The sequence below is a fragment of the Microbacterium sp. SY138 genome, from assembly GCF_039729145.1.
GTDB classification, from domain to species: domain Bacteria; phylum Actinomycetota; class Actinomycetes; order Actinomycetales; family Microbacteriaceae; genus Microbacterium; species Microbacterium maritypicum_A.
This window is the reverse complement of record NZ_CP155793.1, coordinates 3,619,105-3,639,721: the sequence shown is the minus strand read 5'-3', so window position 1 is coordinate 3,639,721 and position 20,617 is coordinate 3,619,105. Positions and strand designations below refer to the sequence as shown.

23 protein-coding genes are annotated in these 20,617 nt (G+C 69.0%); 16 read left to right on the top strand and 7 right to left on the bottom strand.

Annotated features, from left to right (window positions below; genetic code table 11):
• The first annotated feature begins 21 nt into the window (after positions 1-21).
• The gene (locus ABDC25_RS17575) at positions 22-672 is read left to right on the top strand and encodes an aquaporin (RefSeq protein WP_021201627.1); all 651 of its coding nucleotides are present in this window, start codon (positions 22-24) and stop codon (positions 670-672) included.
• A gap of 168 nt (positions 673-840) precedes the next feature.
• Here the strand turns inward: ABDC25_RS17575 and ABDC25_RS17570 are convergent, their stop codons facing one another.
• Positions 841-2,097 (bottom strand): MFS transporter, encoded by a 1,257-nt coding sequence (locus ABDC25_RS17570; protein WP_347123890.1) that lies wholly within the window; start codon positions 2,095-2,097, stop codon positions 841-843.
• Positions 2,098-2,212: 115 nt separating this feature from the next.
• Between ABDC25_RS17570 and ABDC25_RS17565 the strand changes: the two genes are divergently transcribed.
• The 9 genes from ABDC25_RS17565 to ABDC25_RS17525 all read left to right on the top strand — a co-directional run bounded on the left by ABDC25_RS17565 (position 2,213) and on the right by ABDC25_RS17525 (position 6,801).
• Positions 2,213-2,674: a MarR family transcriptional regulator gene (locus tag ABDC25_RS17565; RefSeq protein WP_021201629.1), complete on the top strand. Its 462-nt coding sequence runs from the start codon at positions 2,213-2,215 to the stop codon at positions 2,672-2,674.
• 9 nt (positions 2,675-2,683) lie between these two features.
• Positions 2,684-3,502 carry a sugar nucleotide-binding protein gene (locus ABDC25_RS17560; protein WP_021201630.1) on the top strand — a complete coding sequence of 273 codons (819 nt, stop codon included), beginning with the start codon at positions 2,684-2,686 and terminating at the stop codon, positions 3,500-3,502.
• Positions 3,503-3,511: 9 nt separating this feature from the next.
• The gene (locus ABDC25_RS17555; protein WP_021201631.1) at positions 3,512-4,147 is read left to right on the top strand and encodes a DUF1684 domain-containing protein; all 636 of its coding nucleotides are present in this window, start codon (positions 3,512-3,514) and stop codon (positions 4,145-4,147) included.
• Positions 4,148-4,299: 152 nt separating this feature from the next.
• A complete protein-coding gene (locus ABDC25_RS17550) occupies positions 4,300-4,815 on the top strand; it encodes an Asp23/Gls24 family envelope stress response protein (RefSeq protein ID WP_029264815.1) in 516 nt (171 codons plus the stop codon).
• Positions 4,812-5,000 (top strand): DUF2273 domain-containing protein, encoded by a 189-nt coding sequence (locus tag ABDC25_RS17545; RefSeq protein WP_017829702.1) that lies wholly within the window; start codon positions 4,812-4,814, stop codon positions 4,998-5,000. The genes ABDC25_RS17550 and ABDC25_RS17545 overlap by 4 nt, the downstream gene beginning before the upstream one ends.
• Positions 5,000-5,392: a hypothetical protein gene (locus ABDC25_RS17540; protein WP_347123886.1), complete on the top strand. Its 393-nt coding sequence runs from the start codon at positions 5,000-5,002 to the stop codon at positions 5,390-5,392. The genes ABDC25_RS17545 and ABDC25_RS17540 overlap by 1 nt, the downstream gene beginning before the upstream one ends.
• On the top strand, positions 5,389-5,973 hold the full coding sequence (locus tag ABDC25_RS17535) for a DUF6286 domain-containing protein (protein WP_021201634.1): 585 nt from the start codon (positions 5,389-5,391) through the stop codon (positions 5,971-5,973). The genes ABDC25_RS17540 and ABDC25_RS17535 overlap by 4 nt, the downstream gene beginning before the upstream one ends.
• Positions 5,970-6,584, top strand: coding sequence for a hypothetical protein (locus ABDC25_RS17530; protein WP_029259388.1), 615 nt, complete (start codon positions 5,970-5,972; stop codon positions 6,582-6,584). The genes ABDC25_RS17535 and ABDC25_RS17530 overlap by 4 nt, the downstream gene beginning before the upstream one ends.
• A gap of 13 nt (positions 6,585-6,597) precedes the next feature.
• The gene (locus ABDC25_RS17525) at positions 6,598-6,801 is read left to right on the top strand and encodes a hypothetical protein (RefSeq protein WP_021201636.1); all 204 of its coding nucleotides are present in this window, start codon (positions 6,598-6,600) and stop codon (positions 6,799-6,801) included.
• Positions 6,802-6,822: 21 nt separating this feature from the next.
• Here ABDC25_RS17525 and ABDC25_RS17520 read toward each other — a convergent pair whose 3' ends face one another.
• Positions 6,823-7,827 carry a LacI family DNA-binding transcriptional regulator gene (locus tag ABDC25_RS17520; protein WP_029259386.1) on the bottom strand — a complete coding sequence of 335 codons (1,005 nt, stop codon included), beginning with the start codon at positions 7,825-7,827 and terminating at the stop codon, positions 6,823-6,825.
• Between the two features lie 161 nt (positions 7,828-7,988).
• On the opposite strand from ABDC25_RS17520, the gene ABDC25_RS17515 reads away from it, so the two are divergent.
• From ABDC25_RS17515 to rhaI, 6 genes are read left to right on the top strand one after another with little or no spacing between them, the layout of a single operon-like run.
• Positions 7,989-9,515 carry a sugar ABC transporter ATP-binding protein gene (locus ABDC25_RS17515; protein ID WP_347123882.1) on the top strand — a complete coding sequence of 509 codons (1,527 nt, stop codon included), beginning with the start codon at positions 7,989-7,991 and terminating at the stop codon, positions 9,513-9,515.
• A 23-nt stretch (positions 9,516-9,538) separates the two neighbouring features.
• Positions 9,539-10,531 (top strand): ABC transporter permease, encoded by a 993-nt coding sequence (locus ABDC25_RS17510; protein ID WP_347126022.1) that lies wholly within the window; start codon positions 9,539-9,541, stop codon positions 10,529-10,531.
• On the top strand, positions 10,528-11,580 hold the full coding sequence (locus ABDC25_RS17505; RefSeq protein ID WP_292766273.1) for an ABC transporter permease: 1,053 nt from the start codon (positions 10,528-10,530) through the stop codon (positions 11,578-11,580). The genes ABDC25_RS17510 and ABDC25_RS17505 overlap by 4 nt, the downstream gene beginning before the upstream one ends.
• Before the next feature lie 45 nt (positions 11,581-11,625).
• A complete protein-coding gene (gene rhaS, locus ABDC25_RS17500; protein WP_347123880.1) occupies positions 11,626-12,657 on the top strand; it encodes a rhamnose ABC transporter substrate-binding protein in 1,032 nt (343 codons plus the stop codon).
• A 58-nt stretch (positions 12,658-12,715) separates the two neighbouring features.
• Positions 12,716-13,078: an L-rhamnose mutarotase gene (locus ABDC25_RS17495; protein WP_021201642.1), complete on the top strand. Its 363-nt coding sequence runs from the start codon at positions 12,716-12,718 to the stop codon at positions 13,076-13,078.
• Positions 13,075-14,241: an L-rhamnose isomerase gene (rhaI, locus tag ABDC25_RS17490; RefSeq protein WP_021201643.1), complete on the top strand. Its 1,167-nt coding sequence runs from the start codon at positions 13,075-13,077 to the stop codon at positions 14,239-14,241. The genes ABDC25_RS17495 and rhaI overlap by 4 nt, the downstream gene beginning before the upstream one ends.
• A 35-nt stretch (positions 14,242-14,276) precedes the next feature.
• Here rhaI and xylB read toward each other — a convergent pair whose 3' ends face one another.
• The 5 genes from xylB to ABDC25_RS17465 form a co-directional block, all read right to left on the bottom strand.
• Complete coding sequence (gene xylB / locus ABDC25_RS17485; RefSeq protein WP_167255207.1) at positions 14,277-15,677, bottom strand: xylulokinase; 1,401 nt, start codon at positions 15,675-15,677, stop codon at positions 14,277-14,279.
• Between the two features lie 73 nt (positions 15,678-15,750).
• Positions 15,751-16,827: a substrate-binding domain-containing protein gene (locus tag ABDC25_RS17480; protein WP_031208351.1), complete on the bottom strand. Its 1,077-nt coding sequence runs from the start codon at positions 16,825-16,827 to the stop codon at positions 15,751-15,753.
• Positions 16,828-16,880: 53 nt separating this feature from the next.
• The gene (locus ABDC25_RS17475; RefSeq protein ID WP_021201646.1) at positions 16,881-17,888 is read right to left on the bottom strand and encodes an ABC transporter permease; all 1,008 of its coding nucleotides are present in this window, start codon (positions 17,886-17,888) and stop codon (positions 16,881-16,883) included.
• Positions 17,885-19,459 carry a sugar ABC transporter ATP-binding protein gene (locus ABDC25_RS17470; RefSeq protein WP_021201647.1) on the bottom strand — a complete coding sequence of 525 codons (1,575 nt, stop codon included), beginning with the start codon at positions 19,457-19,459 and terminating at the stop codon, positions 17,885-17,887. The genes ABDC25_RS17475 and ABDC25_RS17470 overlap by 4 nt, the downstream gene beginning before the upstream one ends.
• Complete coding sequence (locus tag ABDC25_RS17465; RefSeq protein WP_021201648.1) at positions 19,456-20,502, bottom strand: NAD(P)-dependent alcohol dehydrogenase; 1,047 nt, start codon at positions 20,500-20,502, stop codon at positions 19,456-19,458. Before ABDC25_RS17465 ends, ABDC25_RS17470 begins: the two co-directional genes overlap by 4 nt.
• Between the last annotated feature and the right edge of the window lie 115 nt (positions 20,503-20,617).

The following is a 20,617-nucleotide window of genomic DNA, read 5'->3' as shown; positions in this document are numbered from 1 at the left end:
CCCAAGACAAAGGGCTCTCTCATGACTGGTACGGCACGCAAGGCGCTCGCAGAAGCGATCGCCACCTTCCTCTTCGTCCTCGCGATCATCGCGGCGGTCAACAGCGGCAGCCCGCTGACCCCGCTCGCGATCGGCTTCACCCTGATGGTGCTCGTGTACTCGACGGGTCACATCTCGGGTGCACACCTGAACCCGGCCGTCTCGGTCGGTGTGTTCCTGCGCGGCGGCCTCAGCGTCGTCGACTTCATCGCCTACCTCATCGCCCAGTTCGTCGGTGGTGCCGTGGCCGCGCTCGTCGCGCTCGCCGTGTGGCCCGCCGGGGACAAGGCCATGGTCATCGAGGTCGGGCCGGCGTTCCTCGTCGAGGCCCTCTTCACGCTGATCCTGGTGTGGGTCGTGCTCAACACCGCCACCTCGAAGGACACCGCGGGCAACTCCTTCTACGGTCTCGCGATCGGTGCGACCGTCTTCGTCGGTGCGGCCACGGTCGGATCGATCTCGGGCGGCGGCTTCAACCCGGCCGTCGCGCTCGGCCTCTCGGTCAGCGGTCACTTCGCGTGGAGCTCGCTGTGGCTGTACATCGTCGCCCCGGTCGTCGGCGCCGTGATCGCCGCGATCCTGTTCCGCGTGCTCAACACGGACGACGCCAAGAAGATCGCCGCCGCGGAGTAGCCTCCGCAGCGGGAACGAAGCGCCGCATCCTCGTCGGAGGGTGCGGCGCTTCTGCGTGCGGCGATCGTCGCCGGGTGCACATGTCGGGAGAACACACGGAGGTCGACAAGAAGAGTGTCGAATCGTCCTGCATCCGTGAATCCGTCCGACGGGTGACCGAGTGTCGGGTCAGCCGGCCGGGACCGAGGCGACGGCGGTCGGACCCGTGCCCGACGACACCGCATCGCGAGACAGTGAATCGCGAGACAGTGGATCGCGAGACAGTGCATCACGAGACAGAGCGCTGCGGGCACGGGCCGCCGCCACGACCATCACGACGAGCGCGATGCCGGTGAGGATCGCCCCCATCCAGATCGGCGAGGTGTAGCCGAGCCCTGCCGAGATGCCCATTCCGCCCGCCCACGCACCGAGCGCGTTGCCGATGTTGAAGGCGCCGATGTTGGCGCCGGAGGCGAGGGTGGGCGCTCCGCCGGCGTACTGCATGACGCGGCTCTGCAGCCCGGGGACCGTGCCGAACCCGAACCCGCCCATCAGGAACAGGGCGATGATCGTGGCGATGCCCGACTGCGCGGCGACCGAGAACAGGGCGAGCACCATCACGAGGGCGGCGATGAAGATGACCAGGGTGCGGTCGATCGCACGGTCGGCGAGTCGTCCGCCCAGCCAGTTGCCGAGCACGAGGCCGGCGCCGAAGAGCACGAGCAGCCACGGCACGGTCGAGGTCGCGAAGCCGCTCACCTCGGTGAGCGTGTAGGCGATGTAGGTGAAGGCTCCGAACATCCCGCCGAACGCGAGGATCGTGACGACGAGCGAGAACCACACCTGACCGGAGCGGAAGGCGGACAGTTCGCTGCGCAGGCTGACGTGTGCGGTCGGCCGCGGGAGACGGGGGACCAGCAGCGCGATGCCGACGAAGGCCAGCACGCCGATGCCGGAGATCGCCCAGAACGTCGAGCGCCAGCCCAGCTCCTGGCCGAGGAAGGTGCCGAACGGCACGCCGAAGACGTTCGCGGCGGTGAGGCCGGTGAACATGATGGCGATGGCGCCCGCCTTCTTCTCGGGGGCGACGAGGCCGGCCGCGACGACGGAGCCGATGCCGAAGAACGCGCCGTGGCAGAGGGCGGCGATGATGCGGCCGAGCATGGCGATGCCGTAGTCGTCGGCGAGTGCGGTGAGAACGTTCCCGATGATGAACAGCACGATGAGGCCGAGCAGCACGGGCTTCTTGGGCAGACGGGTCGCCGCGGCGGTGAGTACGAGCGCACCGACCACGACGGCCAGCGCGTAGCCGGAGATGAGCCAGCCGGCGGCGGACTCGGTGACGCCGAAGTCCTGGGCGACCTCGGGCAGCAGGCCCATGATGACGAACTCGGTGAGTCCGATGCCGAACGCCCCGATGGCGAGGGCGATCAGTCCTAGAGGCATGACGATTCTCCTGGTACATTGGTGGGGATACTTGCAGACGCGGCATATTGCGCATCGAAGGACAATGATTGCACACGCAAGTATCCAGCGCAAGCAACTATCTCGGAGGATGGCCATGGGTATCGGTGACGACGCGGTCGAGGTGCGCGCGCAGGGGTGGCGGACGCTCGCCGCCCTGCACGGCCTGATCGAGACGGCCCTCGAGCGCAGCCTGGCCGACGCCGCCTCGCTCTCGGTGGTCGAGTACACGGTGCTGGATGCGCTCGACCGTCAAGACGGATGGCATATGCGCATGCAGCAGCTCGCCCGAGCCGCGGCCCTGAGTCCCAGCGCCACGACACGCCTGGTCAACCGCCTGGAAGACCGCGGACTCCTCACCCGGATCCTCTGCGCCGACGATCGTCGGGGCATCTACACCGAGCTCACCCCCGCAGGGCGTGAGCTCTACGAGCGGGCTCGACCCATCCACGACGCCGCCCTCGAGCAGGTGCTCGAAGACGCCGCGGCGCAGCCGGAACTCGCCCCCGTCGTCGACGCGCTGCACGGCGTCGCGCTGCCGGCGCTCGCCGCGGGCTGATCGAGACGCATGCACGGCTCCGCTGCGCCCTCCTCCCGCACCCTCCTCGTCGGCTCCGGCAAGATCGCCGCGCGCCTGGCGCCACAGTTCCTCGAAAACGGCGAGGTGTACGCGCTGCGTCGAAGCGACAGTCCTCCTCCTGCGGGTGCGATCGGGATCCGCGCCGACCTGGCGGCGCCGCTCGCCGCGCGGCTTCCCGTGGTCGACCGCATGCTCGTCACGCTCCCACCCGGTGACACCCCCGCCGCCTATCGCACCGCGCTGACGCATCTCGCCGCCGCCCTGCCGGCGATCCCCGCGCGCACGGTGTTCGTGTCGTCGACCGGGGTCTTCGACGGTTCGGGGTCGGCGCGGCCGATCACCGAGCGGGATCAGCCCGGGCCTACGAGCATGCGCTCGCGAGGGCTTCTCGACGGGGAGCGGGCAGCGGTCGAGATCTTCGACGCGACGATCGTGCGGCCGGCGGGAATCTACGGACCCGGACGCGAGTACCTTCTGCGCACGGTGCGCGCGGGAGTGGCGGTGGAACATGCGCGACGTACAAACCGCATCCACGAGACCGACCTCGTCCGCACGCTCGAGATGCTGCTGCGGATGCCGGAGCCGCCACGACTCCTGCACGCCGTGGACGAGAGCCCTGCTCCGCTCGGCGACGTCGTCACGTTCATCGCACGCGAGCTGGGGGTCGAGGTGCCGCCGGATATCGCCTCGGCGGAACCGGGCGGGTTCGTCTATGACGGCACCCTCCTGCGGTCCATGCTCGGCCGCCTCGACTACCCCACCTATCGAGAGGGTTACGTCGCGATGATCGCCGGCTCGGCCGCGTAGCCTGGGGCCATGACGATCACAGCCGCACGCACCGCCATCGACGTCGTCGACTGGCGGCGTCGGGTCTTCGCCCTGTACGACGCCGTTCGGATCGCCGACTCCCCGGAAGAAGCGCACGAGCTCTGGCGGATCGAGCGGGACGATCTGATGCTCCGCCATCCCGCCACCCCGCTGCTGTCGGAGGATCGGGCGCTGTTCGAAGGACTCCCGATCGCCTCGTACGATCCGCAGTGGCGATTCGAACTGCCTGTCCTCGCCGCCGATGAGGGAGGCTTCGAGTTCGCGACCGGCACCGACGGCATCGTTCCGTTCGAGCGCGTCGGTCGGGTCGAGATCCCCGACGCCGGGTCGCTCGACGTCTGGCGGCTGAAGTCCTACGGCGGCGGTCTCTTCATCCCGCTGCGCGACGCGCTCGCCGGTCGTCCCGGCGGAACCTACGGCGGCGGGCGCTACCTGATCGACACGATCAAGGGTGCCGACCTGGGGTCGGATGCGGACGGCGGCACGATCGTGCTCGACTTCAACTTCGCCTACAACCCTTCGTGCGCGTACGACCCGGCGTGGGCCTGCCCGCTCGCGCAGCCGGGCAACGTGCTCCCGGTGCCGGTCCCGGTGGGCGAGATGTACGGAACTCCGTCCTCCTGAACGTCCCTTTCCGCAGGCCGCTGCGCGGGATCCGCACTTCTTTGTGACGTTTCGGCCCTTCCGCACGTCCTATCTCCGAGCGAGCGTTTCGCTCCCGGCGGGAGTCTCATACGGGACCCGCGACCGGTCTTCAGATCGAGATGGGACACCTCATGGCAAACCAGGACCAGACCACCCCCGCTCCGGCAGAGAAGGAGCTCGCCCAGGCCGCACCGAAGGCCGCCACCGGCGCATCGCGCGTCGACCGGTCGAGCGGATTCTCCGCATCGCGCGTCCCCACGGACGCCAATGCCGCGGGCAAGACCACCATCGCCGACGGCGTGGTCGCCAAGGTCGCCGGCATCGCCGCACGTGAGGTCGCCGGCGTCTACGCGCTCGGCGGCGGCGGCGCACGTGCCTTCGGTGCGATCCGCGACGTGATCAACGCCACCGACCTCGCCCAGGGCGTCAAGGTCGAGGTGGGCGACACGCAGGCCGCCGCCGACCTGACCATCGTGGTCGAGTACCCGGCGCCGATCCAGGACGTCGCGAACAACGTCCGTGCCGCTGTCGCGGGCGCGATCAGCCGCCTGGTCGGCCTCGAGGTCGTCGAGGTCAACGTCGAGGTCAACGACGTGCACGTGCCCGGCGACGACAGCGACGAGAGCGAAGAGTCGCGAGTCTCATGAGTGCCACAACGGTCGGCGCCCTGATCGGCGCTCTCCTCGCTCTCGCGGCTCTGCTGTTCGGCTTCTGGGGATTCCTCCTCATGGCCGTCTTCGCGGGCATCGGCGCGCTCGTGGGTCGGATCGCGTCCGGCAAGCTCGACGTCCGCGGTCTCGCGGACGTCTTCACCGGGCGGCGCACCTCCTGATGCGCGCCGACCAGCACATCGCCGGCGGCGCTCCCTCGGGAGCCGCCGCCGGCGGGGCCGCCGTCCGCGGACGCGTCGAGGTGAAGGATCGCGTCTACCGCACCGTCACCGAGAAGGCGTCTGCGACGTTGATCGGGGTGCCTCGCAGCGACGTGAAGGTCGATGTCGCCGAGCACCCGCGGGGGATCAGCGTGCGGATCGCCACGCCTCTTCCCGTTCCCCGCCTGGACGACACGGCCGCGATCGCGCAGACCGTGCCCGTCCTCGAACGTGCGCGGGATCTGCAGGAGCAGCTGCAGCAGAGCCTGAGCACGATCCTCGGACGCACCGTCATCCGCATCAATCTCACCGTCACCGGTGCCACCATCCCGGAAAGGAGACGAGTGCAATGAGCACCCCGGTCCTGCGCCGTGTCATCCGACGCGAGACGCACTCGCCGCGCACCGTCGCGATGTTCGTCGCGGTCATCCTGCTCATCCTCGCCCTCGCGTACATCGGGCTCGAGATCGTGCTGAGCCTCGCCGCGCAGCCCGCACTCCTGGTCGGTCCCGCCGCGGCGGGAGGCTGGCTCATCGGGTTGCCCACCGCACAGCCCGCCGGGCTCGTGATCGCCGGCAGTGTGGTGCTCGCCCTCATCGGGCTGACCTTCGTGGTACTGGCCATCACGCCGGGGCGACTGTCCAAGCACGTGCTGGATGCCGGCGGACGCGCGGTGGTCGTCGACAACGGCGTGATCGCCAGCGCGTTGGCTCAGCACCTCGCGGAGGAGACGGGTCTCACCCGCGACAGCATCACCGTCGGTGTCGGACACCGCACCGTCGACGTGACCGTGCGCCCGGGAATCGGCGTGCCTCTCGACGCATCCGACGTGCGGGCAGCCGCCGAGGCGGAGCTGCAGTCGTATCGGCTGACCGACAGGGTTCGCACGCGGGTGCGCATCGAGCGCCCCACCGAGAAGGAAGACGAGCTGTGAACAACACCAACCGTGCGCTGAATCGCACCCTGCTCCTGATCATCGGGCTGCTGTTCCTCGCGCTCGGCGCCCTCGGCATCGCCATCATGAGCTGGCCGACGCTGTCCGACATCTGGACAGCAGGCGGCAGGGATGCGCGGTCCTGGCTGGACCAGGCGATCGCCGCGACCGCCATCGCGGGAGGAGCACTGTCGTGGATCGGCATCGGCGCGGTCGTCGCGATCGTGGTCGTGATCGTGCTGCTGATCCTCGCGCTCACGAGCATCGCCGGACGGCGTTCGAAGACCGTGCTCCGCTCGACGGGAGCGCAGAACCCGCTGGGGCGTGTGACGGTCAACGAGTCGTTCGTCTCGGACGCGGTGAAGAACTCCCTCACGACGCGCGACGAGGTCCTCTCGGCGCAGGTGACGGCCAACGATGTGCGTCGCAGCCCGGTGCTGCACGTCTCCGTGACGCCGCGTCAGAACACCGACCCGCGGGAGCTCGTCGACCATGTCGACCGTCTGCTCGCCAACCTCGCTGTCCTCACCGGACGCGACACCGCGACGTTCGTCTCGATCCACACGAGCCTCCGGGCCCGGCTCGCGCACGACCAGCGCCGTCTCTCCTGAGAAAGCAGGCATCATGCGCAACAAGATCCTCCTCATCGTCGGCGTCGCCTTCGTCGCCTACATCTTCGGCAGTCGCGCGGCGACGGTGCAGATCAACAAGGGCGAGTCGGTCCGGCACCAGCTGGTGCGGTTGTGGAACGACCCCCGGGCGCGGAAGCGGCGCAAGAAGGCCGCCGAGAAGGCGTCGAAGAAGGCGCGCAAGGCCCTCCGCCGCTGACGTGCGGCTGGTCGGCGTCGGTCAGACCGGGCGGGCCGTCGAATCCCGCACGACGAGCTCCGGCTGGAACACCACCCGCTCGCGCTCGGACCGCCCGCCGGCCTCTCGCAGCATCAGATCGACGGCCGTGTATCCGATGAGTTCCGCGGGCTGACGGATCGACGAGAGCGGGACGACGGCCGCGGCGGCGAAGTCGATGTCGTCGTAGCCGATGAGCGCGATCTCGTCCGGCACCCGGATGCTGCCCCGCATCATGAGCGCCTGCAGGACCCCCATGGCGAGCAGGTCGTTCGCGGCGAAGATGGCGTCGGGCCGGTCCTCCGGGGCCCGCGCGCTGAGGGTCTCTCCGGCGGCGCGGCCGGCGAGCACGCTCAGCGAGTCGGTCAGGATGACCTCGAGGGAGACCTCCGCCTCGTTCGCCGCCTTGCTGGCACCCTCGAGACGGTCGACCACCTGGCGGATGCCCATCGGCCCGCCGACGAAAGCGATGCGGCGCCGCCCCTGGGCAGCGAGGTGCTGCACGGCGAGGTAGCCGCCGCCCACGTCGTCGACCGAGACCGACGAGAAGCTCTCATCGGCGACCTCACGGTCGACGAGCACCACGGTCGTCCCGCGGTCGCGGAGACGGCGGAGACGCGGGAGGTCGTCGGCGAGGGGGGAGATGAGCAGCCCGGCGATGCGCTGCTCCTCGAACAGGTCGATGTAGGCGCGTTCGCGTTCGACCTTCTCGTCGCTGTTGCCGAGGGTCACCGTCATCCGGGCCTCGGCGGCGCGTTCCTCCGCGCCGCGGGCGATGTCGGTGAAGAACGGGTTGCGCACATCGAGCACCACGAGGCCGATCGAGCGGCTCTGGCCGGCCCGGAGCTGCCGGGCCGCATCGTTGCGCACGAACCCGAGCTTCTCGATGGCGGCCGTGACACGTTCCACCGTGGCGGGAGAGACCTTGTCCGGATGGTTCAGGACGTTCGAGACGGTCCCGACAGACACGGATGCGGCGAGAGCGACATCTCGAACACTGACGACCACGACGTATTCCTTTCCGCGGGATCCGCGAAACCTCTCCCTGAAACGTACCACTGCTCATTCCGTGACTTGACAGCAGCCCACCCAGGGTCGTAATTTACAGATGCTCCACCTTTTAAAACGATTCAATCCGCAGGGATGATCCTGCAGTTTAGGTCCGATCAATGACGATTCCCTCTGGGGCTCCCGGTGCTCCACCGGCGCTCGAGCTCCGCGACATCCGAAAGTCGTTCGGTGCGGTGGTCGCGCTCCGTTCCGGGACGCTGTCGGTCGACGGCGGTTCCATCCACGCCCTGGTCGGCGAGAACGGTGCAGGCAAGTCCACCCTCGTGAAGATCGTCGCCGGCCTGTACCAGCGCGACGAAGGGATCTTCCGGTTCCACGGCGAAGACGTGGACTTCACCTCGACCGCGCAGTCCAAGAGCGCGGGCGTCGCCGTGATCTACCAGGAGCCGACGCTCTTCCCCGACCTCTCGGTCACCGAGAACATCTTCATGGGCCGCCAGCCCACGGGGCGCTTCGGACGGATCGATCGCAAGGCCATGCGGCACGAGGTCGAGCGCCTGTTCACCCGGCTCGGCGTGACCATCGACCCCGACCGTCCGGCGGAGGGCCTCTCGATCGCCGATCAGCAGGTCATCGAGATCGCGAAGGCCGTCTCGCTCGACGCGAGCCTTCTCGTCATGGACGAGCCCACCGCCGCGCTGTCCGGCGTCGAGGTCGAGCGCCTGTTCACGATCGCCCGCAGCCTCCGCGACGAGGGCCGCGCGCTCATCTTCATCTCGCACCGCTTCGACGAGGTCTTCGCCCTCTGCGACACCGTCACCGTCATGCGCGACGGCGCCTACATCGCCACCAGTGCGATCGCCGACACCTCGGTCGAGGAGATCGTGCACCAGATGGTCGGTCGAGAGGTGACCGAACTGTTCCCCAAGCAGGAGACCACGGTCGGCGCTCCGCTGCTCGAGGTGGAGAACCTCACCAGCCCCGGTGTCTTCCACGACATCTCGTTCACCGTGCGCGCGGGCGAGATCGTGGGCCTTGCCGGTCTCGTCGGAGCCGGCCGCAGCGAAGTCGCGCGTGCCGTGTTCGGGGTCGACCCCTATCGCGAGGGCACCGTCATGATGCAGGGCGCGCGCATCCCGCGCAACCGCCCCACCGATGCCATGCGGGCCGGTCTCGCGCTCGTTCCCGAAGACCGCCGCAAGCAGGGGCTCGTGATCGAATCGGGTGTCGGCGGCAACATCACCCTCTCGATCCGCCGCCAGCTCGCGAAGCTGGGCTTCCTCACCACCGGGATCGAGAACCGCTCCGCCCGGGAATGGGCCACCAGGCTCGAGGTCAAGACGCACGCCCTCGACACTGTCGCCGCCACGCTCTCCGGCGGCAACCAGCAGAAGGTCGTCCTCGCCAAGTGGCTCGCGACGCAGCCGAAGGTCCTCATCATCGACGAGCCGACCCGAGGAATCGACGTCGGCACGAAGTCCGAGGTGCACCGGCTGCTCTCCGAGCTCGCGGGGCAGGGCATGGGAATCCTCATGATCTCGTCCGAGTTGCCCGAGGTGCTCGGCATGGCCGACCGCGTCCTCGTCATGCGCGAAGGCCGGATCACCGCCGAGATCGCCCGCTCGGAGGCCACTTCCGAGAACGTCATGTACGCCGCGACGCACGCATCGGAGCTCTCCTCGTGACCACCGCCATCCCCGTCTCCTCGATGACGAAGAGGCTCGCAGCCCTCGGCAGGGCGCGGGAGTTCGGCATCCTCCTCGCCCTGGCGCTCGTGATCATCGCCGCGACGACGAACAACTCGAACTTCCTGTTCAGCCCCGACGGCTGGCGCGACCTGCTCCTGACGCCCTCGATCCTCGTGCTCGTCGCCGTCGGACAGGCCATCGTCCTCATCACCCGCAACGTCGACCTCTCGGTCGGCTCGGTCATGGGGCTCACCGCCTACCTCACCGGTCGCCTGTTCATCGACGTCCCCGGCATCCCGATCATGATCGTGGTGGTGGCCGCCGTCGTGTTCGGAGCCCTCCTCGGACTCATCAACGGGGCGCTGGTCGCCTTCGCCAAAGTGCCCGCCATGGTGATCACCCTCGGCACGCTCTACGCCTACCGCGGCATCAACGTGCTGTGGACCGGCAGCGACCGGGTGAACGCCTCCGACATGCCGAAGGACTTCCTCGCCCTCGGCACCGGGCAGCTCATCGGCATCCCGATCCTCACGATCGTCGCACTCATCGTGCTCGCCGCAGCCGCCTGGTACATGAAGAACACCCGTGGCGGCCGCGAGTACTACGCGATCGGATCCGATCCCGCGGCCGCGGAGCTCTACGGCCTCCGCGTCACGCGCCGCGTGCTGACCGCCTTCGTCGTCTCCGGTGCGCTCGCCGGTCTCGCCGGGGTGTTCTACGCCGCCCGCTACGGCACCATCAACTCGCAGGCCGGAGCCGGGTGGGAGCTCGACGCGGTGGGCGCGGCCGTGATCGGCGGCGTCGCGATCACCGGCGGCATCGGCTCGGTCTGGGGGGCGGCGATCGGTGCGGTGCTGCTGCTCACGATCAACCGGGCCCTTCCCATCCTCGGCATCCCCGACTTCTGGCAGCGCGCCGTCGTCGGCCTCCTGATCATCGGCGCGATCGTGCTCGACCGTGTCCTCGCCGTCCGCCAGAAACGACGGCTCATCGAAGCGAGGGACAAGTCATGACCGCCGCGACCGCGACCGCGACCACCCGGGTGATCCGCGACTTCGACAAGCCGCTCTGGCGGCGTGTGCTCCTCACGAGGGAGATGGCGATCGTCGCCCTGCTCGTCCTCGTCGTCATCGCCTCCGCGAGCACGGTGCGCGGCTTCGGTCAGCCGATCACGCTCACCTACCTGCTCCTCGACATCGCCCCGATCCTCCTGATCGCCCTGCCGATGACGCTCGTCATGATCACCGGCGAGATCGACCTGTCGGTCGGCAGCATGGTGGGGCTCTCCAGCGTCGTCACCGGAGCGCTCGTGCAGGGCGGGATCCCCTTCGAGGTCGCCGCGCTCGCCGCGCTGCTCGTCGGTCTGGTCGGCGGTGCCTTCAACGGGTTCCTCGTGACCGTCGTCGGCCTGCCCTCGCTCGCGGTGACCATCGGAACCCTCGCGCTGTTCCGCGGCCTCGCGGTCGGCCTGCTCGGCACCGCGGCGGTCACGGAGTTCCCCGAGTTCTGGACCGACCTCGCCAAGGCGAAGCTCGCCGGCACGACGATCCCCGTGGTCATGATCCCCTTCCTGCTCCTGCTGGTGGGCTTCATCCTCCTGCTGCACTACACCCCGTTCGGGCGTGGTGTGTACGCGATCGGACTGTCGAAGGACGCCGCCAGGTTCTCGGGCGTGCACGTGGAGCGGACGAAGTTCATCCTCTTCGTGCTCTCCGGGGTGGTCGCCGCGTTCGCGGGGGTGTTCTACACGCTCCGCTACGGCAGCGCGCGAGGTGACAACGCCACCGGCCTCGAGCTGCAGGTGATCGCGGCCGTCGTGCTCGGAGGAGTCTCGGTGTTCGGCGGGCGGGGAAAGATCTACGGCGTCGTCGCCGCGGCCCTGCTCATCGGCTCACTCGCCAGCGCGCTGCGACTGATGAACGTGACCTCCGACGTGATCAACATCATCACCGGCGCCCTGCTGATCGTCTCGGTGGTCGCCGCCAGCTTCCTCGCCTGGCTGCAGAAGGCTCGGCGCAGACCAGGACGTTCGACCACCGGCGCCGCACCCACAGCTTCATGACGCCGACGCCGCAATAGCGGCACCCCTCACGAAAGGAACAGAACAATGATGTTTGCACGCAAGCGTGTGACCGCGTTCGCCGCCATCGCGGTGGCCGCAGCGGTCGCCCTGTCCGGGTGCGCGAGCACCGGCAGCGGAGACGGCGGCGACGGCGGCGGAGACGGCAACCTCGCCATCACCTTCCTGCCCAAGAACCTCGGAAACCCCTACTTCGACACGTCGAGCAAGGGCGGCAAGGCGGCCGTCGAGGAGTTCGGCGGCACGTTCGCCGAGGTCGGGCCGGCCGAGGCCACCCCCGATGCGCAGGTCAGCTACATCAACACGGCCACGCAGCAGGGTGTCGGAGCACTCGTCGTCTCGGCGAACGATCCGAAGGCGATCTGCGACGCGCTGAACGAAGCGCGCGACGCCGGCGTGAAGGTCGTCACCTTCGACTCCGACACCAACCCGGAATGCCGCGACGTCTTCATCAACCAGGCGGACTCCGAGGGCATCGCGAAGGTGCAGGTCGACCTGATCGCCGAGCAGATCGGCGGCGCCGGAGAGATCGCGATCCTCTCGGCATCGGCGAACGCGACGAACCAGAACGCCTGGATCGACCTGATGAAGGAGTACCTCGCCAGCGATTACCCCGACATCACGCTCGTCGAGACCGTCTACGGCGACGACGACGACCAGACGTCGTTCGACAAGACCGCGGCCCTGCTGCAGACCCACCCTGACCTCAAGGGCATCATCTCGCCCACCACGGTCGGCATCGCGGCAGCCGCCCGCTACCTGTCCACCTCCGACTACAAGGGCAAGGTCGCCCTCACCGGTCTCGGCACCCCGAACCAGATGCGCGAATACGTCGAGGACGGCACCGTCACGTCGTTCGCGCTGTGGAACCCGGAAGACCTCGGCTACCTCGCGGCCTTCGCGGCGCAGGCGCTCATCGAGGGCGACATCACGGGCAAGAAGGGCGACAGCTTCACCGCCGGTGACCTCGGCGAGTACACGGTCGGAGACGACGGCGTGGTGCTGCTCGGCGACCCGTTCGTGTTCAACGCCGACAACATCGGCGAGTTCGACTTCTGATGGACACCGGGCGCCCGGCCGGCACAGTGGTCGGCCGGGCGCTCGCAGAAAGGCCCTCATGACCCGCGTATGCGTCAAGCTCCAGGTGCGACCGGAACTCCTGGACGAGTACCGCGAGCGTCACGCGCCCGTGTGGCCGGAGATGCTCGCCGAGATCGCGGCGGCCGGACGCCGCAACTATTCGCTGTTCCTCGCTCCCGACGGTGAGCTCATCGGCTACTACGAGACCGATGACGACGCCGCGGCCCAGGCGTATCTCGCCGCGTCGCCCGTCGCCGCGCGCTGGGAGGCCGAGATGAGTCGCTTCTTCGTCGGTCTCGACGGCCGACCGGACCAGGCCGCCCCCACACTTCCCGAGGTGTTCCACCTCGAAGACCAGCTCTCCTCCTCCGGTCTCCAGAACGAAAGCAGTGCATCGTGAGCATCCTCACCCCCTCGAACCTCGCCATCCTCGAGAAGCAGGGCATCGAGCTCCCCAGCTGGGCCTTCGGCAACTCCGGCACGCGTTTCAAGGTGTTCGGCACCCCCGGCACGCCGCGGGATCCGTGGGAGAAGATCGCCGACGCCGCCCAGGTCAACCGCTACACGGCACTCGCTCCCGCGGTGGCGCTGCACATCCCGTGGGACGTGGTGGACTCGTACTCCGATCTGCGCACGCACGCCGAGGATCACGGAGTCACCCTCGGCACGGTCAACTCCAACACGTTCCAGGACGATGACTACAAGTTCGGCGCCCTCACGCACGAGGACGCCGCGATCCGGCGGAAGGCGATCGACCACCACCTGGCCTGCATCGACGTGATGGATGCGACCGGCAGCCGCGACCTCAAGATCTGGCTGGCCGAGGGGTCGAACTATCCCGGCCAGGCCGACATGCGCGGGCGCCAGGACCGCCTGCAGGATTCGCTGCAGAAGATCTACGACCGCCTCGGCGACGACCAGCGCCTCGTGCTCGAGTACAAGTTCTTCGAGCCGGCGTTCTATCACACCGACGTCCCGGACTGGGGCACCTCGTACGCGCAGGTCAGCGCGCTCGGCGACAAGGCGATGGTGTGCCTCGACACGGGCCACCACGCCCCGGGCACGAACATCGAGTTCATCGTGATGCAGCTGCTGCGCCTCGGCAAGCTCGGCTCGTTCGACTTCAACTCGCGCTTCTACGCCGACGACGACCTGATCGTGGGCGCGGCCGACCCGTTCCAGCTGTTCCGCATCCTGTTCGAGGTGATCCGCGGTGGCGGCCTGAACAACCCCGACGTGGCGTTCATGCTCGACCAGTGCCACAACGTCGAGGACAAGATCCCCGGCCAGATCCGCTCGGTGCTCAACGTGCAGGAGATGACGGCGCGTGCGCTGCTCGTCGACCGTGACGCGCTCGCCGTTGCCCAGAGGTCGGGCGACGTGCTCGCCGCGAACGCCCTCTTCATGGATGCCTTCTACACCGACGTGCGGCCCGCCCTGGCCGAATGGCGGGAGTCGCGCGGTCTCGCCGCCGATCCGATGGCCGCCTATCTCGCCTCCGGCTACCAGGAGCGGATCGCCGCCGAGCGGGTGGGCGGAGTGCAGGCCGGCTGGGGCGCCTGACCGCAGGTCCTCTGCAGAGCAGTACGCCGCCCGGCTCAGACGTGGGCGGCGTACTGCTCTCGGATGATCGGACGGTGGTCGACCGCGAACGACCGCGCCTCGCCGTCTGCCCAGGACGGGCGCTCGTCCGTGAGGGCCCAGGCCGCCTGCACCGCCGCCCCTCGGGCGACGGCCTCGTCGATGCCCGGCACCACGATCGGCACATCGAACACCTGAGCCGCGATCTGCGAGACGGCGGGATTGCGCGCGGCCCCACCGATGAGCAGGATGCGGGTGGCCGGCACGCCCCACCGACGGATCGCGTCGAGGCCGTCGGCCAGACCGCACAGAAGACCCTCCACCGCAGCGCGCGCCAGCGTCTCGCGTCGTGTCGAGGCGAGCGACATGCCGAACAGCGTGGCGGTGGCATCCGGGCGGTTCGGGGTGCGCTCCCCTTCGAAGTAGGGCTGCAGGACCAGGCCGTCCGCTCCGGGTTCGGCGGCCAGCGCCAGGAGGGCGAGTGCGTCGTGATCGACGCCGAGCAGCCCGGCGACCGTATCGAGCACGCGGGCCGCGTTGAGGGTCGCGACGAGCGGGAGATGATTCCCGCTTCCGTCGGCGAAGCCGGCGACCGTTCCGGTGGGGTCGGCGAGGGGCCGATCCGCGACCGCGAAGACCGTGCCGCTCGTGCCGATCGAGATCATCGCGTCGCCCGGTCGGGCACCGAGTCCCAGCGCACCACCGGCGTTGTCGCCCAGACCGGCTCCGACCGCGGTGCCTCCGGGCATGACGCCCATCCGCTCGGCGGGCCCGAGGACGCGGGGGAGGATCGGGACGCGACCGAACGCACGCTCGAGCAGGTCGAGGTCGTAGGCGCCTGTGGAGGCGCTCCAGTACGCAGTGCCGCTCGCGTCGGAGCGGTCGGTGGCGAGGGCGTCGAGGGCGGGACCGAGCGCGGACGCACCGACGGGCCCATACCCGCGCAGTCGCCAGGAGAGCCAGTCGTGGGGCAGGGCGACCGCAGCGACTCTGGCTGCGTTCGCGGGCTCGTGATCACGCAGCCACCGCAGCTTGGCTCCGGTGAACGACGCCACCGGCACGACTCCGACCCGACGCGCATACTCGTGCGCGCCGACCTCCGCCACGAGCGCCGCCGCGGCGTCCGCACTGCGCACGTCGTTCCAGAGCAGCGCGTCGCGGACGACGTGCCCCTGTGCGTCGAGTGCCACGAGCCCATGCTGCTGCGCGGCGATCGAGATCGCGGCCACGTCGTCCAGACCGCCGGCATCGACGATCGCGTGCTGCAGGGCCGACCACCATGCCTCGGGAGCGACCTCCGTGCCGGGCGGATGCGATGCCCGTCCGGTGCGCACCACCTCCCCGGTCGCGAGTTCGTGCACGGTCACCTTGCAACTCTGCGTGGACGAATCCACGCCGGCGACGTACGTCGACGGCATCTGCCTCTCCCTCATCCGTGAACGACCCGAGCCGCGAAGACGCCGAAGCATCCTCGCAGCTCGGGTGCGGCCGTCACTCCGACTGGCCGGTGAGACCCTCGTAAGCGATGTTGCCGCTCTTGAGGTTCTTGTTGGTCATCTCGCTGAGGTTCTTCAGGAACGCGTCGCGCTCGGTGACCACGTGGCCGATCGCCTCGTCGACGTTGTCCTTCGTGATCGCGGGCATCAGGTAGACCGGGTTCTCCTTGACGTCCTCTCCGCGCACGATGGCCGCGGCGTAGGCCACGCCGGCCGACAGCTCGACCGTGCCGTTCTGCAGCGAGGTGCCGATGAAGTCGCCGTTCTTCACGGCTTCGAGCCCGTCGGCGATGCCGTCGATGCCGACGATCGGCACATCCGTCATCCCGGCTTCCTTGAGCGCCTGCAGAGCACCGAGCCCCATGTCGTCGTTCTGGGCGATCACGCCGTCGATGTCGTCGCCGAAGGCCGAGATCCAGTTGCTGACCTTGTTGACGGCCTCGTCGCGCTTCCAGTTCGCGGTGTCCTTGGCGAGCACCTTCACGTCGGGGTTCTCGGCGAGCACGTTGTCGATGCCCTTGCCGCGGTTGATCTCACCCGAGCCTCCGAGCGGACCCTGCAGGATGATGACGTTGCCCTTTCCGCCGAGGGCTTCCATCATCATCTGCGCCTCCTGCTCGCCCGCGGCCACGTCGTCGGGCTGCACCGAACCGGTGAGGTCTTCGCTGTTGAGCGAGGCGTTGACGTCGAAGAAGGGGATGTCGGCGGCCTTCGCGGCGGCGATCTGCGGCTGCAGCGAGTCGGCCTGCACCGGGATGACCACGATCGCGTCGACACCGGCGGTGACGTACTGGTCGACCTGGCTCGCCTGGGTGTTGACGTCGAGCCCTGCGGAGTTCCACAGGATCTCGATGTTGTTCTCCTCGGCGTAGCGCTCGATGCCCTCCTTGCCCTCGGTGACGAACGACGACATGTCGTAGACGCTCACACCGATGGTGATGCGCTCCTGGCCGCTGTCGTCTCCGCTGCCGGTATTCGCGTTCGGGTCGCCCGCGCCGCATCCGGCGAGCATCAGCGCGGCGACGGAGGTGACGGCGAAAGCCGCGGCGATGCGGCTCTTCTTGGTGAACATGGGATTCCTCTCGTTGGATGGTGCGATGAAGCAGGGTTCTTCGTCGTGATCGGTCAGCGGCTTCGTCGTCGGGTCGCCCACACGTCCACGGCGACCGCCGCGACGATGAGCACCCCCTTGATGACCTTCTGCCAGTAGGCGGGGACGGTCAGGATGTCGAGGCCGTTGTTGAGGGTCTGGATGAGGAGCAGTCCGAGGGCGGTCCCCCAGATCGAGCCGCGGCCGCCGAGCAGGCTCGCGCCGCCGATCACGACCGCCGCGATCGCGTCGAGCTCGTAGCCGACGCCGAGGTTCGGAGCGCCGAGCGTGACACGGCTGGCGAGCATGACGCCCGAGATGCCGGCGAGCATGCCGGAGATGGCATACACGCTGAAGATGGTGCGGCCGACGTTGATGCCCGCGATGCCGGCGGCGATCGGGTTGCCGCCGATCGCGTAGACCCGCATACCCCAGGCGGTGCGGCGCATGATGATCGCGAGTCCCAGGATGCCGACGATCATCAGGATGACCGGCAGGGTGAGCCCGCCGAACTGGGCGTTGGCGATGCGGGAGAAGTCGGCCGGCAGCCCGGTGATGGGGGCGCCGTTGCCCGCGACGTAGGCGACACCGGACGCGAGGGTGAGCATGCCGAGCGTCGCGATGAAGGGTGGCACCTTGATCACCGACACCACGAAGCCGTTGATGGCCCCGGCGATGAACCCCACCACGACTCCGGCGACGATCGCGAGCCAGATCTGATCCGGGAACGCCTTCGCGGTGAGGCTGCCGAACACGGCCGCTGCGGCGATCACGCTGCCGACCGAGAGGTCGATGCCGCCGGTGAGGATCACGAGCGTCTGCCCGAGGGCGATCAGGGCGAACGGTGCCGCCGCGACCAGGATCGTCTGCAGGTTGTCGACCGTGCCGAAGCGCGCGCTGCGGTAGAGGAAGAAGGCGATGATGAGCACCATCACGATCACCATCGCGTAGCGGATCGCGAGGTCGCCGAACCAGGTCGGGCTGAAGCGCTTCACTTCCGACTCGGGCACGAAGGTCGGCGCGGCGGTGCGGGTGTCGGTCATTGGTCGTCCTTTGCGGAAGGTGCGTCGGAGATGTCGAGTCCGCTCGCGAGTCGGAAGATGCGGTCCTGCACGTCGGGTTGCTGGAGGGCGGTGCGGTCGAGCTCCGCCACCACGCCGCCGTCCTTGAGCACGAGAGCGCGGTGCGACAGGGCGAGGATCTCCGGCATGTCGCTCGACGCCATCACCACGGCCATGCCCGAGGCGGCGAGGTCGGTGATGATGCGGTAGATCTCGCTGCGGGCGCCGATGTCGACGCCGCGGGTGGGTTCGTCGAGCAGCAGCACCTTCACCTCGCCGGTGAGCCAGCGCGCGAGCACCACCTTCTGCTGGTTGCCGCCCGAGAGCGTCTCCATCAGCTGCCCGAGACCACGGCTGCGCAGGCGCACGGAGCTCATCACCTCGGAGACGGCGTCCACGCGGCTGCGGCCCTTGAGCCATCCGGCGACCGAGAACTGGTTCATGCGCGGCAGGGTCGCGTTGGCGAGGATGTCCATGCTGAGCACGGCTCCCGCGCCCTTGCGGTCCTCAGGGACCAAGGCCATGCCGGCGGTGATCGCGTCGGCGGGGCGTCCGCGACGCACGCGAGCGCCTCCGACGGCGATCTCACCCGCAGTCGCGGAGCGCACGCCGAACAGCGCCTCGATCAGCTCGGTGCGTCCGGCGCCGACGAGCCCCGCGAGCCCCACGATCTCACCGCGGCGCACCTGCAGGTCAACCGGCTGCGGGGCCGGTGTGTACTCGAGCCCGCGCACCGAGAGGGCGATGTCGTCGGAAGCCGGCGGCAGGTCGGGGAACAGGTCTTCGAGCTCGCGGCCGATCATCGCGGTCACGATGTCGTCGTCGCTGAGTTCTGAGAGCGGTGCATCCGCGACGAGGCCGCCGTCGCGGAGCACCACGACCCGGTCGGCGATCGCGCGGATCTCCTCCATCTTGTGCGTCGTGAAGAGGATCGCGACGCCGCGGTCGCGCAGCATGCGCATGCTCTCGATCAGGCGGGCGACCTCGCGCTCGGCGATCGCGCTGGTCGGTTCGTCCAGCAGCAGCACCCGCGCGCCGGTGCTGGTCGCCTTGACGATCTCGACGATCTGCCGCAGTCCCACCGGCAGCGATCCCATCCGGGCTCCGGGATCGATGTCGACGCCGAACTCGGCGAGCATCTGCCGGGCCTCCCTGGCCATGCGGCGGCGGTCGACCAGCCCGAACCGGTTGCGCAGCTCCCGCCCCACGAAGATGTTCTCGTACACCGTGGTGTCGAGGATCGAGGCCAGTTCCTGCGGCACGATGGCGATGCCGCGCTGGTGGGCGTCGCGCGCGGATCCCGCGGTGAGCTCCTCGCCGCGCACGAGCACACGACCGGCATCGGCCTTCATCTGGCCCGAGGCGATCTTCATGAGCGTCGACTTGCCGGCACCGTTCTCGCCAGCGAGCGCCGTCACGGTGCCCGGCACGAGGTGCAGCCCCACGCCCTTGAGCACGGGCACTCCGCCGAACGCCTTGCGGATGTCGACGCACGCGAGCATGTCGGGCTGCTCGTCGAGGGTGATGTTCCCCGTGCGCTCGAGGTCGGTCATGATTCCCTCGCGTGCTCGCGGTCAGGACGCACGATGCTCTTGAGGGTCGAGGGGTGCGAGGCGGAATCGAGAGCCTCGCGCACCTCGGCGAGGCCGAACGACCCGGTGACCAGCGCATCGAGGTCGACGGCGCCGGACGCGACCAGCTCGATCGCCGTGGGCCAGGTGTTCGCGTAGCGGAAGATGCCGGTGACGATCAGCTCGCGGTTCTGGATCGTGGAGACGGGGAGGGCGATCTCGTCGGCGCCCATGCCGACGAGCACGGCGATGCCGCCGGGCTTCAATGCCGAGATGCCCTGCTTCACGGCGACGGGGGATCCCGAGGCGTCGACGAAGGCGTCGTATCCCGAGCCGAGCGGTCCGGCCGCCGGGTCGACGGCGGCGGTCGCGCCGAACCGGAGGGCGACCTCGCGACGCTCGGCCATCGGGTCGCTGATCACGATCTCGGTGGCACCGAATGCGCGTGCGGTCTGCGCGGTGACGATGCCGATGGGCCCCGCCCCGGTGATGAGCACGCGGCTCCCGGGTCGCACACCGGCCTTCTGCACGGCCGCGATGGCGACGGACAGCGGCTCCATGAGCGCTGCGGCGTCGTCGCTCACGGAATCGGGAACGGTGTAGGCGAAGTCGCCCTGGATCGCGACGTACTCCGCGAAGGCGCCGTCGATCGGCGGGGTGGCGTAGAACTCGATCCGTGGGCAGAGGTTGTAGCGCCCGCTGCGGCAGAACTCGCACACCCGGCAGGGGTGCTGCGGTTCGATCGAGACGCGCTCGCCGACGCGGGCGTCGTCGATGTCGGCCCCGACCGCGACGATCGTGCCGCCGGCTTCGTGGCCGAGGACGAGCGGCTCCTCCACGACGAAGTCGCCGATGCGCCCCTCGTGGAAGTAGTGGACGTCGGAGCCGCAGATGCCGACCGCGTTCACCCGCACGATCACCTGATCGGCGGACGGGATCGGCACGGGGCGGGTCTCCACCGTGAGCTCGCCGGCGCGCACCAGCACGCTCGCACGCATGGTCGTGGGCAGTTCAGTGCGCTTCATCGGGCTCCTCGTGGTGCGGGTGCAATCGTGGGGTCGTGATTGCTCGACCGACATTAGCCATGCGTGACGGATGAGACAACTGGCCGCTCATATGAGCGCAGAAGGAGAAACCGGG

What these genes read in the sequence shown, in the direction of transcription:
- ABDC25_RS17535 (WP_021201634.1), top strand. Translation starts at nt 5,389, where the DNA reads ATGAGCACCCCGGTCCTGCGCCGTGTCATCCGACGCGAGACGCACTCG.
- ABDC25_RS17495 (WP_021201642.1), top strand. Translation starts at nt 12,716, where the DNA reads ATGACCCGCGTATGCGTCAAGCTCCAGGTGCGACCGGAACTCCTGGAC.
- ABDC25_RS17550 (WP_029264815.1), top strand. Translation starts at nt 4,300, where the DNA reads ATGGCAAACCAGGACCAGACCACCCCCGCTCCGGCAGAGAAGGAGCTC.
- ABDC25_RS17565 (WP_021201629.1), top strand. Translation starts at nt 2,213, where the DNA reads ATGGGTATCGGTGACGACGCGGTCGAGGTGCGCGCGCAGGGGTGGCGG.
- ABDC25_RS17505 (WP_292766273.1), top strand. Translation starts at nt 10,528, where the DNA reads ATGACCGCCGCGACCGCGACCGCGACCACCCGGGTGATCCGCGACTTC.
- ABDC25_RS17555 (WP_021201631.1), top strand. Translation starts at nt 3,512, where the DNA reads ATGACGATCACAGCCGCACGCACCGCCATCGACGTCGTCGACTGGCGG.
- ABDC25_RS17510 (WP_347126022.1), top strand. Translation starts at nt 9,539, where the DNA reads ATGACGAAGAGGCTCGCAGCCCTCGGCAGGGCGCGGGAGTTCGGCATC.
- ABDC25_RS17560 (WP_021201630.1), top strand. Translation starts at nt 2,684, where the DNA reads ATGCACGGCTCCGCTGCGCCCTCCTCCCGCACCCTCCTCGTCGGCTCC.
- ABDC25_RS17525 (WP_021201636.1), top strand. Translation starts at nt 6,598, where the DNA reads ATGCGCAACAAGATCCTCCTCATCGTCGGCGTCGCCTTCGTCGCCTAC.
- rhaS (WP_347123880.1), top strand. Translation starts at nt 11,626, where the DNA reads ATGATGTTTGCACGCAAGCGTGTGACCGCGTTCGCCGCCATCGCGGTG.
- ABDC25_RS17515 (WP_347123882.1), top strand. Translation starts at nt 7,989, where the DNA reads ATGACGATTCCCTCTGGGGCTCCCGGTGCTCCACCGGCGCTCGAGCTC.
- ABDC25_RS17480 (WP_031208351.1), bottom strand. Translation starts at nt 16,827, where the DNA reads ATGTTCACCAAGAAGAGCCGCATCGCCGCGGCTTTCGCCGTCACCTCC.
- ABDC25_RS17545 (WP_017829702.1), top strand. Translation starts at nt 4,812, where the DNA reads ATGAGTGCCACAACGGTCGGCGCCCTGATCGGCGCTCTCCTCGCTCTC.
- ABDC25_RS17570 (WP_347123890.1), bottom strand. Translation starts at nt 2,097, where the DNA reads ATGCCTCTAGGACTGATCGCCCTCGCCATCGGGGCGTTCGGCATCGGA.
- ABDC25_RS17470 (WP_021201647.1), bottom strand. Translation starts at nt 19,459, where the DNA reads ATGACCGACCTCGAGCGCACGGGGAACATCACCCTCGACGAGCAGCCC.
- ABDC25_RS17540 (WP_347123886.1), top strand. Translation starts at nt 5,000, where the DNA reads ATGCGCGCCGACCAGCACATCGCCGGCGGCGCTCCCTCGGGAGCCGCC.
- xylB (WP_167255207.1), bottom strand. Translation starts at nt 15,677, where the DNA reads ATGCCGTCGACGTACGTCGCCGGCGTGGATTCGTCCACGCAGAGTTGC.
- ABDC25_RS17465 (WP_021201648.1), bottom strand. Translation starts at nt 20,502, where the DNA reads ATGAAGCGCACTGAACTGCCCACGACCATGCGTGCGAGCGTGCTGGTG.
- ABDC25_RS17475 (WP_021201646.1), bottom strand. Translation starts at nt 17,888, where the DNA reads ATGACCGACACCCGCACCGCCGCGCCGACCTTCGTGCCCGAGTCGGAA.
- ABDC25_RS17575 (WP_021201627.1), top strand. Translation starts at nt 22, where the DNA reads ATGACTGGTACGGCACGCAAGGCGCTCGCAGAAGCGATCGCCACCTTC.